The following is an 18,725-nucleotide window of genomic DNA, read 5'->3' as shown; positions in this document are numbered from 1 at the left end:
AATCGCTCGATGAGCCCGCGGCGTGAAAGTGCGGGACAATCTTGACGGGTGAAGTCGGCTCACCGTCGTCTCTGTAGGAGGACGCTTCCGACATGAAGGCCGTCGTGATGGCCGGAGGCGAAGGCACGCGCCTTCGCCCTATGACCTCGAGCATGCCCAAGCCGCTCCTGCCGGTGGCCAACCGGCCGATCATGGAGCACGTTCTGCGGCTGCTCAAAAGGCATGGGCTCAACGAGACCGTCGTCACTGTGCAGTTCCTGGCCTCGCTGGTCAAGAACTACTTCGGTGACGGCGAGGAGCTCGGGATGGAGCTCACGTATGCCAATGAGGAGAAGCCACTCGGTACCGCCGGAAGCGTCAAGAACGCCGAGGAGGCGTTGAAGGACGATGCCTTCCTCGTCATCTCCGGCGATGCCCTGACGGACTTCGACCTCACCGAGCTGATCAACTTCCACAAGGAAAAGGGCGCGCTCGTCACCGTCTGTCTGACGCGGGTGCCCAACCCCCTGGAATTCGGCATCACCATCGTCGATGAAGAGGGCAAGGTCGAGCGCTTCCTGGAGAAGCCGACCTGGGGCCAGGTGTTCTCGGACACCGTGAACACCGGTATCTACGTGATGGAGCCCGAGGTCTTCGACTACGTCGAGGCCGACGTCCCGGTCGACTGGTCCGGCGACGTCTTCCCCCAGCTCATGAAGGAAGGCAAGCCGATCTACGGCTATGTCGCCGAGGGCTACTGGGAGGACGTCGGCACCCACGAGAGCTACGTGAAGGCCCAGGCCGACGTGCTCGAGGGCAAGGTCGACGTCGAACTCGACGGGTTCGAGATCTCGCCCGGGGTGTGGGTGGCCGAGGGCGCCGAGGTGCACCCGGACGCCGTGCTCCGGGGGCCGCTCTACATCGGTGACTACGCCAAGGTGGAGGCCGGCGCCGAGATCCGTGAGCACAGCGTCGTGGGCTCGAACGTGGTCGTCAAGAGCGGTGCCTTCCTGCACAAGTCCGTCGTCCACGACAACGTGTACGTCGGACCGCACAGCAACCTGCGGGGCTGTGTGGTGGGCAAGAACACCGACATCATGCGGGCCGCCCGGATCGAGGACGGCGCCGTCATCGGTGACGAGTGCCTGATCGGTGAAGAATCGATCGTGCAGGGCAACGTCCGCGTCTACCCGTTCAAGACCATCGAGGCCGGCGCGTTCGTCAACACCTCGGTGATCTGGGAGTCGCGCGGCCAGGCGAACCTGTTCGGCGCCCGGGGCGTCTCCGGCATCCTGAACGTCGAGATCACGCCCGAGCTCGCCGTGCGCCTCGCCGGTGCCTACGCGACGACCCTGAAGAAGGGCGCGACGGTCACCACGGCCCGCGACCACTCCCGAGGAGCCCGCGCGCTGAAGCGGGCGGTCATCTCCGCGCTGCAGGCCAGCGCCATCGACGTACGCGACCTGGAGAACGTGCCGCTGCCCGTGGCGCGGCAGCAGACCGCGCGCGGGAGCGCCGGCGGCATCATGATCAGGACGTCGCCCGGGGTGCCCGACTCCGTGGACATCATGTTCTTCGACTCCCAGGGGGCCGACCTCTCCCAGGGCAGCCAGCGCAAGCTCGACCGGGTGTTCGCGCGCCAGGAGTACCGGCGGGCGTTCCCGGGCGAGATCGGTGACCTGCACTTCCCGTCCAGCGTCTTCGACTCGTACACCGGGTCGCTGCTGCGCAACGTCGACACGACCGGGATCTCCGAGTCCGGGCTGAAGGTCGTCGTGGACGCCTCGAACGGCAGCGCGGGACTGGTCCTGCCAAGCCTGCTCGGCAAGCTGGGCGTCGACTCGCTGACCATCAACCCGGGTCTGGACGAGTCGCGGCCGACCGAGACCGCCGAGATGCGCCGCAAGGGCCTCGTGCGGCTGGGGGAGATCGTGGCGTCCTCGCAGGCCGCGTTCGGCGTGCGGTTCGACCCCGTGGGCGAGCGGCTGTCGCTCGTCGACGAGAAGGGCCGGATCATCGAGGACGACCGGGCCCTGCTGGTGCTGCTCGACCTGGTGGCCGCCGAGCGGCGCAGCGGGCGCGTCGCGCTGCCCGTGACGACCACGCGGATCGCCGAGCAGGTCGCCGCGTACCACGGGACGCAGGTGGAGTGGACGACCACGTCGCCCGACGACCTGACCCGGGTCGGGGCGGACGAGGGAACCATCTTCGGCGGTGACGGCAAGGGCGGCTTCATCGTCCCCGAGTTCAGCAGCGTCTTCGACGGCACGGCCGCGTTCGTGCGGCTCATCGGCCTGGTGGCGCGCACGCAGCTCACGCTCAGCCAGATCGACGCGCGGATCCCGCGGGCGCACGTCCTCAAGCGGGACCTGGCGACGCCGTGGGCCGTCAAGGGCCTGGTCATGCGCCGGGTCGTCGAGGAGGCCGGGGACCGGTTCGTGGACACCACCGACGGCGTGCGCGTGGTGGAGGCCGACGGCCGCTGGGTGATGGTGCTGCCCGACCCGGCCGAGGCGGTCACGCACCTGTGGGCCGAGGGCCCGGACGACGCCTCCGCGCAGGCCCTGCTCGACGAGTGGGCGGCGGTCGTGGACAGCGCCGGGCGCTGACCGACCGCCGTACGCACGCGTGCCGGACAAGTGTCCCCAAGGGGGCCTGTCCGGCACGCCGGTGGCCCCGTTCGGAGGTACCGGTCGCGACGTGCGACGATGTGCGGCATGCCGCAGCAGCCCCCCGTTCGGAGCACACCCGCGCGTCCGGCGCGCCCGGACGCGTCCATGTCGCTGCTCACCAACGTCATGGACCACAGCCTCGACGACGGGTACGGCGAGGCCGCCGCCCGCAAGCAGGGTGACGGTGGCATGCCCAAGACGTTGCGGGCGAAGCTGGGTCTCGCCGCCGGCCTGGTGCTGGCGGCGCTCGTCGTGACCGTCGGCGCGGCCCAGGCGCGCGTCGCCGCGCCGGTCGTCGCCAAGGAGCGCGAGGAACTGATCGACCGCATCGACCGCGAGACCGAGGCGGCCGACAAGCTCGAGGCGTCCGTCGACAAGCTGCGCGACGACGTGAGCGCCCGCCAGCGCGCCGCCCTGGAGAAGAGCGGCGGCGGCGACCGCGGCGACCTGGTGGGTGTCCTGTCCGGTGCCCTCGCCGTGCACGGCCCGGGCGTGAAGCTCGTCGTGAACGACGCCAAGGAAGCCAGCAGCGGCGGCAACGGCGACCCCCGCGAGACCGCTGACTTCTCCGACACCGGGCGCGTGCGCGACCGCGACATGCAGCGCGTGGTCAACGGCCTGTGGGAGTCGGGCGCCGAGGCCGTGTCGATCAACGGGCAGCGACTGACGTCCCTGTCGGCGATCCGGGCGGCGGGCGACGCCATACTGGTCGACAACAAGCCGCTGGTGCCGCCGTACACGGTGCTCGCGGTGGGGGACGGGAAGAACCTGAGCACCCGGTTCCAGGACAGCGCCGACGGCCTGTACCTGGACGCCCTGCGGGAGAACTTCGGCATCCGGACCGCGATCTCCGTGGAGGACGACGTCCGGCTGCCCGCGGCACCGAGTGTGATCGTACGAACAGCTCAGCCGAGCACCGAGACGGAGAAGGGCACATCGTGATCGCCGTACTGGGCCTGGTCCTGGGAGTCGTGGCCGGACTGTTGGTCCGGCCCGAGATCCCGGCGGCCGTCGAGCCGTATCTGCCCATCGCCGTCGTGGCGGCGCTGGACGCCGTGTTCGGCGGCCTGCGGGCCATGCTGGACGGCATCTTCGACGACAAGGTCTTCGTGGTGTCGTTCCTGTCGAACGTGGTCGTGGCCGCGCTGATCGTCTTCCTGGGCGACAAGTTGGGCGTGGGGGCCCAGCTGTCCACGGGCGTGGTCGTCGTGCTGGGCATCCGCATCTTCTCCAACGCCGCGGCGATCCGCCGCCACGTGTTCCGGGCGTGACGCCGATGAGCGAGCAGGACAGGACCCCCGAGAACCCGCTGCGCAGGGAACTGCCCGAGGAGGTGCCCGCGGCGCCCGCCGAGCCCCAGGCGCCGCAGGAGCACGGCCGGGAGCAGGACCGGCTGAGCGGGCGGCAGCGGCTGGCGAAGGGCCTGTGGCCGCCGCGGGCGAGCCGCGCCCAACTCATCGTGGCCGTGCTGCTGTTCGGCCTCGGCTTCGGCCTGGCGGTGCAGGTCGCGTCGAACAGCGACAGCGACAGCGCGCTGCGCGGCGCCCGCCAGGAAGATCTCGTGCGCATCCTCGATGAACTCGGCGACCGCAGTCAGCGTCTTGGTGACGAGAAGCAGGGACTTGAGAAGCAGCAGCAGGAGCTGGAGAACAGCTCCGACCAGGCCGAGGAGGCCCGCCGGCAGACGGTCGAGAAGGAACGGCAACTCGGCATCCTGGCGGGCACGGTGGCGGCCCAGGGCCCCGGCATCACGATGACCATCGAGGACACGAAGGGGACGGTCAAGGCGGACATGCTGCTCGACGCGATCCAGGAGCTGCGTGCGGCCGGGGCGGAAGCGATCCAGGTCAACGGCGTGCGGGTGGTCGCCAATACGTACCTGACGGACTCCGGCAAGAGCGTGAGCGTCGACGGGAACAAGATCAACGCGCCCTATCGTTTCAAGGTCATCGGCAAGCCGCAGGACCTCGAACCGGCGCTCAACATCCCTGGAGGCGTGGTGCAGACCCTGGAGAAGGAGCAGGCCACCGTTACGGTGGAGCGGTCGGACAAGATCGTCGTGGACGCCTTGCGAGCGGCGAAGCAGCCTGACTACGCTCGGTCGTCCTCCCAGTGAACCGGGGGTGCATGGGGGACGTCCGGCAAGGGCATGAGGCTGCGGGGGGTCGACGCACCGATCCGGTGGTGCGTGGTGGAAACTGTCTGGTGGATACGGACGTTGTGAAGGTGTCCGGGTCGACCGGTGTGTTCAGTCAGGGTTCGTCCTGCCCCACGGGCGGGTCTGTTTCGGTCAAGGGGAATCGCCCGTGAAGTTGTTTGCGAAGTTGTTCGGCAAGAGCGCGCGAGAGGGCAGCGACAACGCGACCGCCCGCCATCGCGCACAGCCCGACGCGGAGGGCCAGCGGCCGCTGTTCCGGGACCAGGTGGCTGGTCCGGGTGACCTTTCCGGAGGTCAGGGCGCGCCGTCTGTTGACCCTGCACAGTCCGGCGGCATAGGTTTCGGACAACCGTCAACCTCAAGTGCGGGTGGAGGGTTTTCCCCTATGTCGGCCCTGGTGTGTACGAGGTGCGGTAACCGCAACGCGGAGAACAGCCGCTTCTGCTCCAACTGCGGTGCTCCGCTGCGGGCCGGTGCCGAGCGCCCGTCGGAGACGACGTCCACCATCTCGATCTCCGGTCTCGAGGCCTACGACGCGGAGGCCACCGGTCAGACGCAGCTGCCCGCCCTGTCGCCCGAGGCGCAGGCCGCGGTGGACGCGCTGCCGCTGGGTTCCGCGCTGCTGGTCGTGCGACGCGGGCCGAACTCGGGCAGCCGCTTCCTGCTGGACGGCGACCTGACCACGGCCGGGCGTCACCCGCAGAGCGACATCTTCCTGGACGACGTGACGGTCTCCCGCCGCCACGTGGAGTTCCGCCGCAGCCCGGACGGGACGTTCACGGTCGCCGACGTCGGCAGCCTGAACGGCACGTACGTCAACCGCGAGCGGATCGACCAGGTCGCCCTGGCGAACGGGGACGAGGTGCAGATCGGCAAGTACCGGCTGGTCTTCTACGCGAGCCAGCGAGGTTACTGACCCTCCCCGGACTCCGGTCCGGGGGACACCCCTGGGGAAGGTCCATGCTGCGAACACCGAGGGGCGGTGCCGGGCACGGCACCGCCGCCGTGGACAGCGGGCTGATGAGCATCGGCACGGTGCTGAACGTGCTGCGCGACGAGTTTCCCGAGGTCACCATCTCCAAGATCCGGTTCCTGGAGTCGGAGGGTCTCGTCGAGCCGCGGCGGACCCCGTCGGGGTACCGCAAGTTCAGCGCCGAGGACGTCGAGCGGCTGGCCCACGTGCTGCGGATGCAGCGGGACCACTACCTGCCGCTGAAGGTCATCCGCGAGCACCTGGACGCCATGGAGCGCGGCGAGGCCGGCCCCTTGCCCAGGCTGGGTCGGCAGCGCGACGGCGAGACGGCCCCCGAGGAGCAGTCCGAGGCGCCCACCGCCGCCCGGATCGGGCGGGCCGAGCTGCTGGCGGCCGCGGACATCGACGAGGCCGAGCTGACCGAGTGGGAGTCGTACGGCCTGGTCGTCCCGCTGGAGGACGGGGTCTACGACGCGGAGGCGGCCACCGTGGCCTCCCTGATCGCCGAGCTGGGCCGGTTCGGCATCGAACCCCGGCACCTGCGGGTGATGAAGGCGGCCGCCGACCGCGAGGCCGGACTGGTGGACCAGGTCGTCGCCCCGCTCAGGCGGCACCGCAACCCGCAGACCAGGACCCATGCCGAGGCCCGTACGAAGGAACTGGCCGGTCTGACGGTCAGACTGCACGCCGCGCTGGTGCAGACCGCGCTCGGCGTACGGTTGCCCTGACGGCCCGCCGACGGCCCGCGGCACCCTCCGTCGGCGCCGTTCGCCCTGGGCGGATCGGCCGGTCGATCCGGGCCCGACTACCCAAACGTCTCGGACACGGCCTAGGGTTGCTGTGTGAACGAGCTCGATGTCGTAGGTGTCCGGGTCGAAATGCCCTCCAACCAACCGATCGTGCTCCTGCGTGAAGTGGGAGGCGACCGGTACCTCCCCATCTGGATCGGACCGGGGGAGGCGACCGCGATCGCCTTCGCCCAGCAGGGCATGGCTCCCGCACGGCCGCTGACCCACGACCTGTTCAAGGACGTGCTGGAGGCCGTGGGCCAGGAGCTCACCGAAGTGCGCATCACGGACCTGCGGGAGGGCGTCTTCTACGCGGAGCTGGTCTTCGCCAGCGGCGTCGAGGTGAGCGCCCGCCCGTCCGACGCCATAGCGCTGGCCCTGCGCACCGGGACGCCGATCTACGGCAGCGACACGGTGCTCGACGACGCCGGTATCGCCATCCCGGACGAGCAGGAGGACGAGGTGGAGAAGTTCCGCGAGTTCCTCGACCAGATCTCGCCCGAGGACTTCGGCACCAGCAGCCAGTAGCAGCCGCGGCAGGCGCGCACCACGGGCCGGGTGGCCGGCAGGATGCCGCCGGGCCGGTCGGCGGGGTGTGCGTCGCGCTCACCCGGGGTTCCCGGCATGTGCCACCGGCCACGGGGAGCGTCATACCGCCCGTCCCCGAGCGCATTCGGCTAGCCTTTCCCCGCGGTGGGGTACGGGAAACCACTCTTAGGGTGATTATCACTCGGCGTGCCGAGTGTGGCGATCGTTGACGCACCCCTGGTGACTGCCTACCGTCGAGAAGGCAGTTCAAGGACGGAGGTCGGCGTGAGAAGCAGCGGCGACGGTACGGCTGGGGGTGCCCCCGGACGCGAGACCGGGGGAAGCGGTCCGTATGCGCTCCACGGCGGCGCGGCCGACCACGCCCCACAGCGACCGACGGCCGTGCCGAGCGGCGGAGGGGCGACGTCCATGGCGTCCGAGCAGATCGGCTACCGCGGCCCGACGGCCTGCGCGGCCGCCGGCATCACCTACCGCCAACTGGACTACTGGGCCCGCACCGGGCTCGTCGAGCCGAGCGTGCGGCCCGCCCACGGGTCCGGGACCCAGCGCCTGTACAGCTTCCGGGACGTCGTCGTCCTGAAGATCGTCAAGCGCTTCCTGGACACCGGCGTGTCTTTGCAGAACATCCGCACCGCCGTGCAGCACCTGAGGGAACGCGGTTTCCGCGACCTGGAGCGCATGACGCTGATGAGCGACGGCGCGACCGTCTACGAGTGCACCTCGCCCGACGAGGTCCACGCCCTGCTCCAGGGCGGCCAGGGCATCTTCGGCATCGCCGTGGGCGTGGTGTGGCGGGACGTCGAGAGCGCCTTGTCCCAGCTGCACGGGGAGCGCGTGGACACCGGCGAGACGCTCGTCGGGCACAACCCGGCCGACGAGCTGGCGCGCCGGCGCAACCGGGCGGTCTGAGGGCGCCGCACCGGCGGTTCCGCGGAGGTCGCGGGGCACCGTCCCGGCTCGCGCGGGGTCGTTGGCTGCCGTTGTCAGTGGTGTGGTGCAGCATCAGAGGTGTGCGGAACGCGCCCACCATCCTGCATCTCGACATGGATGCCTTCTTCGCCCAGGCGGAGCAGGCGTCCAAGCCGAGCCTGCGCGGCAAGGCGGTGGTCGTGGGCGGCCTCGGTCCCCGCGGGGTGGTCGCCACCGCTTCCTACGAGGCACGGGTCTTCGGAGTGCACTCGGCGATGCCCATGGCCCAGGCGCGCCGCCTCGCCCCCAACGCCGCCTACCTCACCCCCCGCTTCACCTTCTACCGGGCGATCAGCGACCAGGTCATGGCGTTGCTGCGGGCCCTGTCGCCGCTCGTGGAGCCACTGAGCCTGGACGAGGCGTTCGTCGACCTGGAGGCCGGGGGAGCGGCCTGGGACAGCGAGTCGGCGCAGCTGACCGGGGTCCGGCTGCGGGCCGAAATCCGGGCGGTCACCGGGCTCACCGGGTCGGTCGGGCTGGCCGCCTCCAAGATGCTCGCCAAGATCGCCTCCGAGCAGGCCAAGCCGGACGGCCTGGTGCTGATCCAGCCGGGGACCGAGCGGGCGCTCCTCGGGCCGCTGTCGGTGCGGACGCTGCCGGGCGTGGGCCCGGCGACGGGCGACCACCTGCGGCGGGCCGGGATCACCACGATCGACGAGATCGTGGAAGCCGGCGAGGACGAGCTGGTGCGGCTGCTCGGCAAGGCCCACGGGCACGGCCTGTACGCCATGGCGCTGGCGCGCGACGAGCGGCCCGTGGTGGCCGAGCGGGAGACCAAGTCCGTCTCCGTCGAGGACACCTACGACGTGGACATCCACGACCGGCTCCGCGTGGGGCTCGAGGTGCAGCGGCTCGCCGACCGGTGCGTGCGGCGGCTGCGCGGGGCCGGGCTGTCGGGGCGGACGATCGTGCTCAAGGTGCGGCGGTACGACTTCTCCACCCTGACCCGTTCGGAGACCCTGCGCGGGCCCACGGACGACCCGGCCGTGGTCCGGGAGGCGGCGGCCCGGCTGCTGGACTCGGTGGACACCACCGGCGGGGTGCGGCTGCTCGGGGTGGGCGTGTCGGGACTGGCCGACTACACCCAGGAGGACCTGTTCGCGCAGGCCGCGGGGGAGCGCACCGTCGGGCCCGAGGAGGAGGCGGCGGTGCCGGACGAGCCCCGGCCGGCCGTCACCGCCCCCGCCGAGCACTCCTGGCGGCCCGGGCACGACGTACGGCACGCCTCGCTCGGGCACGGGTGGGTGCAGGGCAGCGGTCTGGGCCGGGTCACCGTGCGGTTCGAGACGCCGTACTCGGAGCCCGGGCGGGTGCGGACGTTCCGCGTCGACGACCCGGACCTGGAACCGGTCGACCCGCTGCCCCTGGTGCCGGTCCGGCCGTCCGGGGAGGGCGGGGCCGCCCAGGCGGGCGGTGGGGTGGGCCCGGAGCAGTCGGGGGTGGGGAGCGGGGCTGTGGGGGGCTGAGTGGGGGCACGGGGGTGGCTGGTGCGGGGGAGGTGCGCTGGGGCGTCGGTGGAGGACGGCTGGTGAGGGGTGGAGGCGTGGGGGAGCGTCGGTCGAGGGTGACCGGAGGCGTCCGACCGGCTCGTCCGGGCGGTGGAGGCCGAACGGAGCCAGGGTCGGGGATCGCTCGGCGCGCGGTCGGGCCGACCGCTGGCGGGGTCGAGGCCGACCGGAGCACCGGTGGACGGCGCTCGGGGCCGCGCTCGGGCCGGACCGGCGGCGCGGTGGAGGCCGTCGGCCGCTCGAGGGCGGCTGGGCCCGGGGTGGGGCCGGGCTCTCGGCGGGGTGGAGGCCGGCCGGAGTGGGGGTCGAGACCGGCTGGGGCGGACGGGCCGGCTGTCCGGGCGCCGGGGCGGGCCGCCCGTGGGATGGAGGCGGGCTGTGCTTGTGGTGGAGGGCCGCCGGAGTGCCGGTCAGGGGCGGCTGGGGCCCCGGTCCAGCGGGGTTGGTGGCGCGGTGGAGGGAGCGGGGTGGGTTGCCGCTGGGTGGAGGCGAACCGTCCTCGTGATGGAGGCCTGCCGGAGCGTCGGTCCGGGGCGGCTGGGGGCTCGGTCCAGTGGGGCCGGTGGCGTGGTCGAGGGAGCGGGGGTCGCTCCACGTCGTACCGACCGGAGGTCGAGGAGCGGAGGGTGCCGTGCGACCGCGGGCGGGGTCGGCTGTCGGCCGGGTGGGGGTGTGGTGCCGTCCGGGGCGTCGGGCCTCGGCCGGGCGGCGGGGGCGCGGGGCAGGCCGGCTCGTCAGACCTCGTCCGGGTTGCTCGCCAGGCGGCCGAAGTCGTGGTCCGGCGGCGGGGGCGTGGCGGCCACGTCGAGGCCGTAGTGGTGGTAGAGCTGCAGTTCCTGCTCCGGGGAGAGGTGGCGGCCCACGCCGAAGTCCGGGGCATCCTTGATCAGGGCCCGGTCGAAGGGGACCCGCAGGGCGCCGTCGACCAGCTCGCTGGGCTCCAGCGGGACGAACGCGTCCCGGGAGAACAGACCGGTCCGTATGGCCGCCCACTCCGGTACGCCGGTCGCGTCGTCGAGGTAGACCTCGTCGATGGTGCCGATCTTGGTGCCGTTGCGGTCGAACGCCTTGCGGCCGATCAGGTGGCGCGGATCGATGTCGGTCTGCACGGTCCCTCCATATGGTCGCAATGGGCGCACCTCGTCCGTCAGCACTACGAAAGAGCACATTCGCCCCGGCGGCCACTCGAAGGCCACGGCGTTGACCTCGCTGGTACGCTGACAGCGGCTGCTGACCCCGTGCGGGAGAGTCCTCCGAGCACCATGGAGGCGCCGAAGGAGCAAATCCTCCCCGGAATCTCTCAGGCCCACGTACCGCACGGACGAGGTCACTCTGGAAAGCAGGGCGGGTGTCGACGGCTTCCGCTCTCACCGACGGTGAAAGCCGGACGCCCCCGGGCCGTCCGGTGAAGCTCTCAGGTTGAGATGACAGAGGGGGAGGCCGTCGGGACACCCGTGCCGTGGTGTCCCTCGAAGGTCGCGTCAGACCAGGAGGCCTCCGCAATGACCGCCCACCGCACTCCGCTCACCGAGCTCGAAGAGGGCATCCCCTTCGAGCAGCGCCACATCGGGCCCGACCAGGAGGCGCGGGCCAAGATGCTCGCGCAGGTCGGGTACGGCTCGCTCGACGAGCTCACCGCCGCCGCCGTGCCGGACGTGATCAAGAACGCCGACGCGCTGGACCTGCCCGGCGCGCGCAGCGAGGCCGAGGTGCTGGCCGAGCTGCGGTCCCTCGCCGACCGCAACCAGGTGCTCGGCTCGATGATCGGGCTCGGCTACCACGGCACGTTCACGCCGCCCGTCATCCTGCGCAACGTCATGGAGAACCCGGCCTGGTACACGGCGTACACGCCCTACCAGCCCGAGATCTCCCAGGGCCGCCTGGAGGCGCTGCTCAACTTCCAGACCATGGTCGCGGACCTGACGGGGCTGCCCACCTCCGGCGCCTCGCTGCTCGACGAGAGCACGGCCGCCGCCGAGGCGATGGCCCTGTCCCGGCGCATGGGCAAGAACAAGAAGGGCCTGTTCCTGATCGACGCGGACGCGCTGCCGCAGACCGTCGCCGTGATCCGCACCCGGGCCGAACCGACCGGCGTCGAGGTGGTCGTCGCCGACCTCGCCGAGGGCATCCCGGCCGACCTCGCCGCCCGCGAGATCAACGGCGTGCTGATCCAGTACCCGGGCGCCTCCGGCGCCGTGCGCGACATACGGCCCGTCATCGAGCAGGCCCACGAGCTGGGCGCGGTCGTCACGGTCGCCGCCGACCTGCTGGCGCTGACCCTGCTGACGTCGCCCGGTGAGCTGGGTGCCGACATCGCGGTGGGCACGACGCAGCGCTTCGGTGTGCCGATGGGCTTCGGCGGCCCGCACGCCGGCTACATGGCCGTCCAGGAGAAGTTCGCGCGGAGCCTGCCCGGGCGGCTCGTCGGGGTGTCCGTGGACGCGGACGGGCACAAGGCCTACCGGCTGGCGCTGCAGACGCGTGAGCAGCACATCCGGCGCGAGAAGGCCACCAGCAACATCTGCACCGCGCAGGTCCTGCTGGCCGTCATGGCCGGCATGTACGCGGTCTACCACGGCCCCGAAGGGCTGCGGGCGATCGCGCGGCGCACCCACCGGTACGCCTCGATCCTGGCCGCCGGGCTGACCGCGGGCGGCGTGGAGGTCGTGCACGGCGCCTACTTCGACACGGTGACCGCGCGGGTGCCCGCCCGGGCCGCCGAGGTCGTCGCGGCCGCCCGCGACAAGGGCGTCAACCTGCGGCTCGTCGACGCCGACCACGTGTCGGCCGCCTGCGACGAGACCACCACGCGCGCGCAGCTCACCGCGGTCTGGGAGGCCTTCGGTGTCCGGGGCGACGTCGAGGCGCTCGACGCGTCCGCCGGGGACGTGCTGCCCGAGGGGCTGCTGCGGTCCGACGACTTCCTGACCCACCCGGTCTTCCACCAGCACCGCTCCGAGACGGCGATGCTGCGCTACCTGCGCCGGCTCTCCGACCGCGACTACGCGCTCGACCGCGGCATGATCCCGCTGGGCTCCTGCACCATGAAGCTCAACGCGACGACCGAGATGGAGCCGGTCACCTGGCCGGAGTTCGGGCAGCTGCACCCGTTCGCGCCCGCCGAGCAGGCCGAGGGCTACCTCACGCTGATCCGTGAGCTGGAGGAGCGGCTCGCCGAGGTCACCGGGTACGACAAGGTCTCCCTCCAGCCCAACGCCGGGTCGCAGGGCGAGCTGGCCGGTCTGCTGGCCGTGCGCGGCTACCACCGCGCCAACGGCGACGAGGGCCGCACGGTCTGCCTCATCCCGTCCTCGGCGCACGGCACCAACGCCGCCAGCGCCGTCATGGCCGGCATGAAGGTCGTCGTCGTGAAGACCGCCGAGGACGGCGAGATCGACGTCGAGGACCTGCGGGCCAAGATCGAGCAGCACCGCGACCAGCTCGCCGTGCTGATGATCACCTACCCGTCGACGCACGGCGTCTTCGAGGAGCACGTCGCCGACATCTGTGCGCAGGTGCACGAGGCGGGCGGCCAGGTCTACGTCGACGGCGCCAACCTCAACGCGCTGGTCGGCCTCGCCAAGCCGGGCCACTTCGGCGGCGACGTCTCCCACCTGAACCTGCACAAGACGTTCTGCATCCCGCACGGCGGCGGCGGTCCCGGCGTCGGACCCGTGGCCGTACGGTCGCACCTGGCGCCGTACCTGCCGAACCACCCGCTGCAGCCCGCCGCCGGGCCCGAGACGGGCGTCGGCCCGATCTCGGCCGCGCCGTGGGGCTCCGCGGGCATCCTGCCGATCTCCTGGGCCTACGTGCGGCTCATGGGCGGCGAAGGGCTCAAGCGGGCCACCCAGGTGGCCGTGCTGTCCGCGAACTACGTCGCCAAGCGCCTGGAGCCGCACTACCCGGTGCTCTACACCGGCCCCGGCGGGCTGGTCGCCCACGAGTGCATCATTGACCTGCGGCCGATCACCAAGGCCACCGGCGTGAGCGTGGACGACGTGGCCAAGCGGCTCATCGACTACGGCTTCCACGCGCCGACGATGTCCTTCCCGGTGGCCGGCACGCTGATGATCGAGCCGACCGAGTCGGAGGACCTGGCCGAGCTGGACCGCTTCTGCGACGCGATGATCGCCATCCGTGCCGAGATCGAGAAGGTCGGCGCGGGCGACTGGCCGGCCGAGGACAACCCGCTGCGGGGCGCGCCGCACACCGCCGCCGCGCTCGGCGGGGAGTGGGAGCACGCGTACACCCGCGAGGAGGCCGTGTTCCCGGGCGGGGTGTCGGCCGCCGACAAGTACTGGCCGCCGGTGCGCCGCATCGACCAGGCGTACGGCGACCGGAACCTGGTCTGCTCCTGCCCGCCGCTGGACGCGTACGACGACTGAGCGGACGGGCCGCCGGGCGGCTGAGCCGGTCCGGCCGCGCCGGGCACAATCGAGGGCCCCCACCGACGGGTGGGGGCCCTCGGCCGTGTCAGCCCGGGTCAGCCCGTGTGGACGCGGGGCCGGCGGGCCGGGTCCGGTTCGGCCTCGCGCAGCACCTCGCGGGTGACCGGGGCGACCTCGCCCTGGCCGAAGAGGAAGAAGCGCAGGAAGTTGGTGAACGGGCTGCCCTCGGTCCACTCGAAGTAGATGTGCGGCGTGCAGCCGGTGGTGTCGCGCACGTGCAGGAGCAGCGCCGCCAGGGCGTTGGGGATGGAGGAGGACTCCAGGACCAGGACGCGGTAGCGGCCGTGCAGGACCTCGCCGCGCACCACCAGCCGGCCCTCGAACTCGGACGGGTCGGTGACCGTGACCTCGGCGAAGACGAAGTCCTCGTGGGCGGGGAGGTCGTTGTCCTCGCGGATCTGCTCGACCTTGTCGCGGTACTCGGCGCGGTCGCGGCGGTCGGGCTCGTTGGCGATGAAGCGCATCTTGCGGCTGGCCATGTCCCGCACGAACCGGTCCGCCAGCGGGTCGAGCGTCACGTCGGTGACGCGCAGCTCGAAGGCGCGGGCCAGCCGGGACAGCAGCGAGACGGCGATGATGCCGGCGATGAAGCAGGCACCGATCTTCACGCCGTCGGGGCGCTCGATGACGTTGACGACGGTGACGTAGAGCAGCACCGCCGAGACCACGCCGAAGGCGACGGTCCAGCCGCGCTGTCCGGCCCGGCGCGCGGCGATGGTGACCGCGATCGCGGCGGAGGACATCAGCACCAGCACACCGGTGGCGTAGGCACCGCCCTGGGCGTCGACGTCGGCGTCGAAGACCCAGGTGACCAGGAAGGCGATCAGGGTGAAGACCAGCACCATCGGACGCACGGCGCGGGCCCAGTGCGGGGCCATGCCGTAGCGGGGCAGGTAGCGCGGCATCAGGTTGAGCAGGCCGGCCATCGCGGAGGCGCCGGCGAACCACAGGATGGCGATGGTGGACACGTCGTAGACCGTGCCGAAGGTGTTGCCGAGGTATTCGTGCGCCAGGTAGGCGAGGGCGCGGCCGTTGGCCTGGCCGCCGGACTCGAACTCCTTCTCCGGGATGAGCACCGTGGTGAGGAAGCTGGTGACGATCAGGAAGACGCTCATGATGAGGGCGGCGGTCGTCAGCAGCTTCTTGGTGTCGCGGATGCGGCCCGCCGGGTGGTCCTCGGTGTCGCCGGGGTCGCCCTTGACGTGGGGCATCACGGCGACGCCGGTCTCGAAGCCGGACAGGCCAAGGGCGAGCTTGGGGAAGACCAGCAGGGAGACGCCGACCATCGCGAAGACGTTGCCGTGCTCGGCGGTCAGCGCGTGGGACCAGTCGGTGACGACGTGACCGGCGGTGACCACGTGCCAGAAGCCGGCGGCCACGACGACCGCGTTCAGGACCAGGTAGGTGGCGACCAGGGCGACGGCGACGCCGATCGCCTCCAGGAAGCCCTTGAGGAACACCGCGCCGAGCAGGGCGACGAGCAGCAGGGTGATCAGCATGCGCCGGCCCTGCAGGGCGTCGGTCAGGTGCGGGTTCTCCACCAGGTGGGTCGAGGCGTCGGCCGCTGACAGGGTGATGGTGATCAGGAAGTCGGTAGCGGCGAAGCCCAGCAGGGTCAGGACGAACAGCTTGCCCTTCCAGAAGGTGAGCAGCCGCTCCAGCATGGCGATCGAGCCCTCGCCGTGCGGTGACTCCTCGGCGACCCGGCGGTAGACCGGCAGGGCGCCCGCGAGGGTCACGACCACCAGGACGACGGTCGCGACGGGGGAGAGCAGCCCGGCCGCGAGGGCGGCGATGCCCGGCTGGTAGCCGAGGGTGGAGAAGTAGTCGACGCCCGTCAGGCACATGACCCGGTACCAGGCCTGGCCGCGGTGCGGGGGCTCCGGGGTGGCGTGCGGTCCCGCGACGCCCTGGCCCTTGCCCATGTCCGACAGCCCCTCCAGCATCCAGGAGCGCAGACGACTGGGCGCGGGGTGCTCGGTCGCGGTCATGGCGGCGCTCCTGGTGCTGGTCAGCGTGGGTGGGGGCCATCACGCGGACGGCGGCTCCAGCGTAGGCCGGGGGTGCGGCAGCGGCCCGCGGATCAAGGGGGCGGGGCCGTCAAGCCTGCGTTAAGGGTTTCACCCCAGGGGTCGGTCGGCCCGGATGGGGACCGTCTCGCACCGTCTCCCGCGCCGTGATGTTCGAGGGGCTGAACGAATGTTTCGCCGCCTCCTTCGGCTCGGCTGTCCGGTGCCCGATTGGCCGTGTCCGAGGGGTTGCCACCCTTCGGACCGCGTCCCTAGGGTGCGGCGCAACCGAAGTTTTCTGGATGCGCACCGAAACTTTCGAGGAGTACTCCATGGCCGACCCGGCACTGTCCCGCCGCGCCTTCCTGGCGGCCTCCGCCGCCGCCGGCGTCAGCATGACGGCGCTGAGCGCCTGCGGCGGCGACTCGGACGGGGGCTCATCGTCCGGTACGACCACCGTCGAGTGGTGGAACATCTCCACCACCCAGCCGACCAAGGACGTCTGGGCCGGCCTGGCCCGGCAGTTCGAGGCGCAGAACCCCACGGTCAAGGTCAAGGTCGTCCAGCTCGAGAACGACGCGTACAAGTCGAAGATGACCGCACTGACCGCCTCGGGCAAGCTCCCCGACATCTTCCACACCTGGGGCGGCGGGGTGCTCAGGCAGCAGGTCGAGGCCGGACTCGTCGAGGACCTCGGCGAGCGGACCGCGCCGTGGTCCGAGGGCCTGCTGAAGGTCGCCAAGGAGCCCTACCTGATCGACGACAAGGTCTACGGCATCCCCTTCGACATCGGCATGATCGGCTTCTGGTACAACAAGGCCCTCTTCCGGCGGGCCGGGATCGCCCAGCCGCCCACCACGTGGAGCGGGTTCCTCGACGCGGTCAGGAAGCTGAAGGCGGCCGGCACCACGCCCATCGCGCTGGCCGGCAAGGAGAAGTGGCCCGGCATGTACTACTGGGCCTACCTGGCGATGCGCACCGCGGGTGCCGACGCGCTCGGAAAGGCCAACGACGCCAAGGACTTCACGGGCGACGGCTTCGTCCGGGCCGGGCAGCACCTGAAGGAACTGGTGGACCTCCAGCCCTTCCAGAAGGGCTTCCTCGGCGCCGCCTACTCCACGCCCACCGGCCAGGCCGCCGCCGTCGGCAACGGCAGGGCCGCCATGGAACTCATGGGCCAGTGGGCCCCGGTGGTGGAGGCCGACGCCGGCAAGGGCCTCGGCGCCGACCTGGGCTTCTTCCCCTTCCCCGCGGTCGAGGGCGGCCGGGGGGCCATCACCGAGGTGTTCGGCGGGGGCGGCGGACACGCCCTGCGCAAGGGCGCCCCGCAGGCGGCGGTGGACTTCCTGAAGTTCTTCGCCTCCGCGGCCACCGACACCACCCTCGTCAAGAAGACCGGCGTGCTCCCCGTCGTCCCGTCCGCCGAGAGCGCCCTGAGCGACCCCAACCTCAAAGCCGTACAAGCCCAGTTGAAGGCCGCCACCGGGTTCCAGCTCTACCTCGACCAGGCCTACGCGCCCGCCGTCGGCCAGGAGGTCAACGACAGCGTCGCCGCCCTCGTCGCGGGCTCCAAGTCGCCCCGGCAGGTGGCCGAGTCGATCACCAAGGCCGCGAAGGAAGAGCAGTAGCAGGCGATGGCCTCCACCTACCTCCCCGAGGAGCGGAGCGGCGTCGACGCCCCCTCCCCGGCCCCGGCCGCCGGACGGCCCCGCGGCCGGGCGCGGCGGCGCGTGGCGCACCACCTCACCGCGTACGGCCTCCAGGTGCCCGCTCTCGTGCTGTTCGGCACGCTGGTGCTGCTGCCGCTGCTGTTCGCGCTCTACGCGTCGTTCTTCCGCTGGGGCGGCTTCGGCATGCCCGAGGACGCGGTCGGCGGCGACAACTTCACCCGGCTGTTCCAGGACCCGGTGTTCCGGGGCGACCTGTGGCGCTGCCTGGTGCTCGTGCTGCTGTCGCTCGGCCTCCAGTTGCCGTTCGCGCTGGCCCTGGCGGTCGCACTCAACCAGCGGCTGCGCGGCCGGGCGGTCTACCGCATGCTGTTCTTCGCGCCGTACGTCCTGTCCGAGGCGATCACCGGCGTGCTGTTCGGCATGATCTTCGCGCCCGGCGACGGGCTCGCCGACCACGTCCTCGGCGGGATCGGCCTGGACGGTCCGGCCGGGAAGTGGTTCTCCGACCCCTCCACCGTCATGGCCACCCTCTTCCTCGTCATGATGTGGAAGTACTTCGGCTTCCACATGATGCTCTACCTGGCCGGACTCCAGGCCGTCCCGGCCGAGTTGACCGAGGCGGCGCTGATCGACGGGGCCGGTCCCTGGCAGCGCTTCCGGCACGTCACGCTGCCGCTGCTCGCACCCACCCTGCGCATCAGCGTCTTCCTGTCGGTCATCGGCTCCGTCCAGCTCTTCGACCTGGTGTGGGTGATCACCGCGGGCGGACCCGACCACCACTCCGAGACGATGGCCGTGACCATGTTCCAGTACGGCTTCAAGCGCTACCAGGTCGGCTACGCCAGCGCGATCAGCGTGGTCATGTTCGGCATCAGTCTCGTCTTCGCCCTCGTCTACCAGCGGTTCGTGCTCCGCCGCGACCTGGCGGGCGCCACCACGACCATGCGAGGAGGCGGCGCGTGAAGGCCCCCCGGACGTCGAAGACCCTGTCGCTGCATG

14 protein-coding genes and 1 riboswitch are annotated in these 18,725 nt (G+C 71.5%); of the genes, 12 read left to right on the top strand and 2 right to left on the bottom strand.

Going from position 1 to position 18,725, the window contains the following annotated elements; all coding sequences use genetic code 11:
- Window positions 1-92 precede the first annotated feature (92 nt).
- The 9 genes from E4U91_RS05775 to E4U91_RS05735 all read left to right on the top strand — a co-directional run bounded on the left by E4U91_RS05775 (window position 93) and on the right by E4U91_RS05735 (window position 9,554).
- Entirely contained in the window at window positions 93-2,588 is a 2,496-nt protein-coding gene (locus E4U91_RS05775; RefSeq protein ID WP_137305787.1) for a mannose-1-phosphate guanyltransferase, read from the top strand.
- 99 nt (window positions 2,589-2,687) lie between these two features.
- Complete coding sequence (locus E4U91_RS05770; RefSeq protein ID WP_137305785.1) at window positions 2,688-3,593, top strand: DUF881 domain-containing protein; 906 nt, start codon at window positions 2,688-2,690, stop codon at window positions 3,591-3,593.
- On the top strand, window positions 3,590-3,922 hold the full coding sequence (locus tag E4U91_RS05765) for a small basic family protein (protein ID WP_067227382.1): 333 nt from the start codon (window positions 3,590-3,592) through the stop codon (window positions 3,920-3,922). The genes E4U91_RS05770 and E4U91_RS05765 overlap by 4 nt, the downstream gene beginning before the upstream one ends.
- Before the next feature lie 5 nt (window positions 3,923-3,927).
- Window positions 3,928-4,767, top strand: a complete 840-nt coding sequence (locus E4U91_RS05760; RefSeq protein WP_137305783.1) for a DUF881 domain-containing protein — start codon at window positions 3,928-3,930, stop codon at window positions 4,765-4,767.
- Window positions 4,768-4,849: 82 nt separating this feature from the next.
- A complete protein-coding gene (locus tag E4U91_RS05755; RefSeq protein ID WP_137305781.1) occupies window positions 4,850-5,725 on the top strand; it encodes an FHA domain-containing protein in 876 nt (291 codons plus the stop codon).
- A gap of 44 nt (window positions 5,726-5,769) precedes the next feature.
- A complete protein-coding gene (ftsR, locus tag E4U91_RS05750) occupies window positions 5,770-6,510 on the top strand; it encodes a transcriptional regulator FtsR (RefSeq protein WP_137305779.1) in 741 nt (246 codons plus the stop codon).
- A 114-nt stretch (window positions 6,511-6,624) separates the two neighbouring features.
- On the top strand, window positions 6,625-7,098 hold the full coding sequence (locus tag E4U91_RS05745) for a bifunctional nuclease family protein (protein WP_026253112.1): 474 nt from the start codon (window positions 6,625-6,627) through the stop codon (window positions 7,096-7,098).
- A 285-nt stretch (window positions 7,099-7,383) separates the two neighbouring features.
- Window positions 7,384-8,028: a MerR family transcriptional regulator gene (locus tag E4U91_RS05740; protein ID WP_137305777.1), complete on the top strand. Its 645-nt coding sequence runs from the start codon at window positions 7,384-7,386 to the stop codon at window positions 8,026-8,028.
- Window positions 8,029-8,129: 101 nt separating this feature from the next.
- Window positions 8,130-9,554, top strand: coding sequence for a DNA polymerase IV (locus E4U91_RS05735; protein WP_137305775.1), 1,425 nt, complete (start codon window positions 8,130-8,132; stop codon window positions 9,552-9,554).
- A 776-nt stretch (window positions 9,555-10,330) separates the two neighbouring features.
- Here E4U91_RS05735 and E4U91_RS05730 read toward each other — a convergent pair.
- Window positions 10,331-10,705, bottom strand: a complete 375-nt coding sequence (locus E4U91_RS05730) for a PRC-barrel domain-containing protein (RefSeq protein WP_174867758.1) — start codon at window positions 10,703-10,705, stop codon at window positions 10,331-10,333.
- Between the two features lie 122 nt (window positions 10,706-10,827).
- A riboswitch (glycine riboswitch) is annotated at window positions 10,828-10,922 on the top strand.
- Between the two features lie 176 nt (window positions 10,923-11,098).
- Here E4U91_RS05730 and gcvP point away from each other — a divergent pair.
- Window positions 11,099-13,984, top strand: coding sequence for an aminomethyl-transferring glycine dehydrogenase (gene gcvP / locus E4U91_RS05725; protein WP_137305773.1), 2,886 nt, complete (start codon window positions 11,099-11,101; stop codon window positions 13,982-13,984).
- Window positions 13,985-14,082: 98 nt separating this feature from the next.
- On the opposite strand, the gene E4U91_RS05720 is transcribed toward gcvP, so the two are convergent.
- Complete coding sequence (locus tag E4U91_RS05720) at window positions 14,083-16,038, bottom strand: APC family permease (protein WP_137305771.1); 1,956 nt, start codon at window positions 16,036-16,038, stop codon at window positions 14,083-14,085.
- Between the two features lie 350 nt (window positions 16,039-16,388).
- Between E4U91_RS05720 and E4U91_RS05715 the strand changes: the two genes are divergently transcribed.
- Window positions 16,389-17,684: an extracellular solute-binding protein gene (locus E4U91_RS05715; RefSeq protein ID WP_137310684.1), complete on the top strand. Its 1,296-nt coding sequence runs from the start codon at window positions 16,389-16,391 to the stop codon at window positions 17,682-17,684.
- 6 nt (window positions 17,685-17,690) lie between these two features.
- Window positions 17,691-18,689: a carbohydrate ABC transporter permease gene (locus E4U91_RS05710; protein WP_137305769.1), complete on the top strand. Its 999-nt coding sequence runs from the start codon at window positions 17,691-17,693 to the stop codon at window positions 18,687-18,689.
- The last annotated feature ends 36 nt before the right edge of the window (window positions 18,690-18,725 follow it).

The organism is Streptomyces lasalocidi (genome assembly GCF_005280215.1).
Lineage (GTDB): Bacteria > Actinomycetota > Actinomycetes > Streptomycetales > Streptomycetaceae > Streptomyces > Streptomyces longwoodensis.
The sequence above is the reverse complement of the archived record's forward strand: the minus strand, read 5'-3'. Positions and strand labels throughout refer to the sequence as shown.

Coding starts and splice junctions, on each gene's coding strand:
- ftsR (WP_137305779.1), top strand. CDS start 5,770: ATGCTGCGAACACCGAGGGGCGGTGCCGGGCACGGCACCGCCGCCGTG.
- E4U91_RS05720 (WP_137305771.1), bottom strand. CDS start 16,038: ATGACCGCGACCGAGCACCCCGCGCCCAGTCGTCTGCGCTCCTGGATG.
- E4U91_RS05715 (WP_137310684.1), top strand. CDS start 16,389: ATGGCCGACCCGGCACTGTCCCGCCGCGCCTTCCTGGCGGCCTCCGCC.
- gcvP (WP_137305773.1), top strand. CDS start 11,099: ATGACCGCCCACCGCACTCCGCTCACCGAGCTCGAAGAGGGCATCCCC.
- E4U91_RS05775 (WP_137305787.1), top strand. CDS start 93: ATGAAGGCCGTCGTGATGGCCGGAGGCGAAGGCACGCGCCTTCGCCCT.
- E4U91_RS05770 (WP_137305785.1), top strand. CDS start 2,688: ATGTGCGGCATGCCGCAGCAGCCCCCCGTTCGGAGCACACCCGCGCGT.
- E4U91_RS05760 (WP_137305783.1), top strand. CDS start 3,928: ATGAGCGAGCAGGACAGGACCCCCGAGAACCCGCTGCGCAGGGAACTG.
- E4U91_RS05710 (WP_137305769.1), top strand. CDS start 17,691: ATGGCCTCCACCTACCTCCCCGAGGAGCGGAGCGGCGTCGACGCCCCC.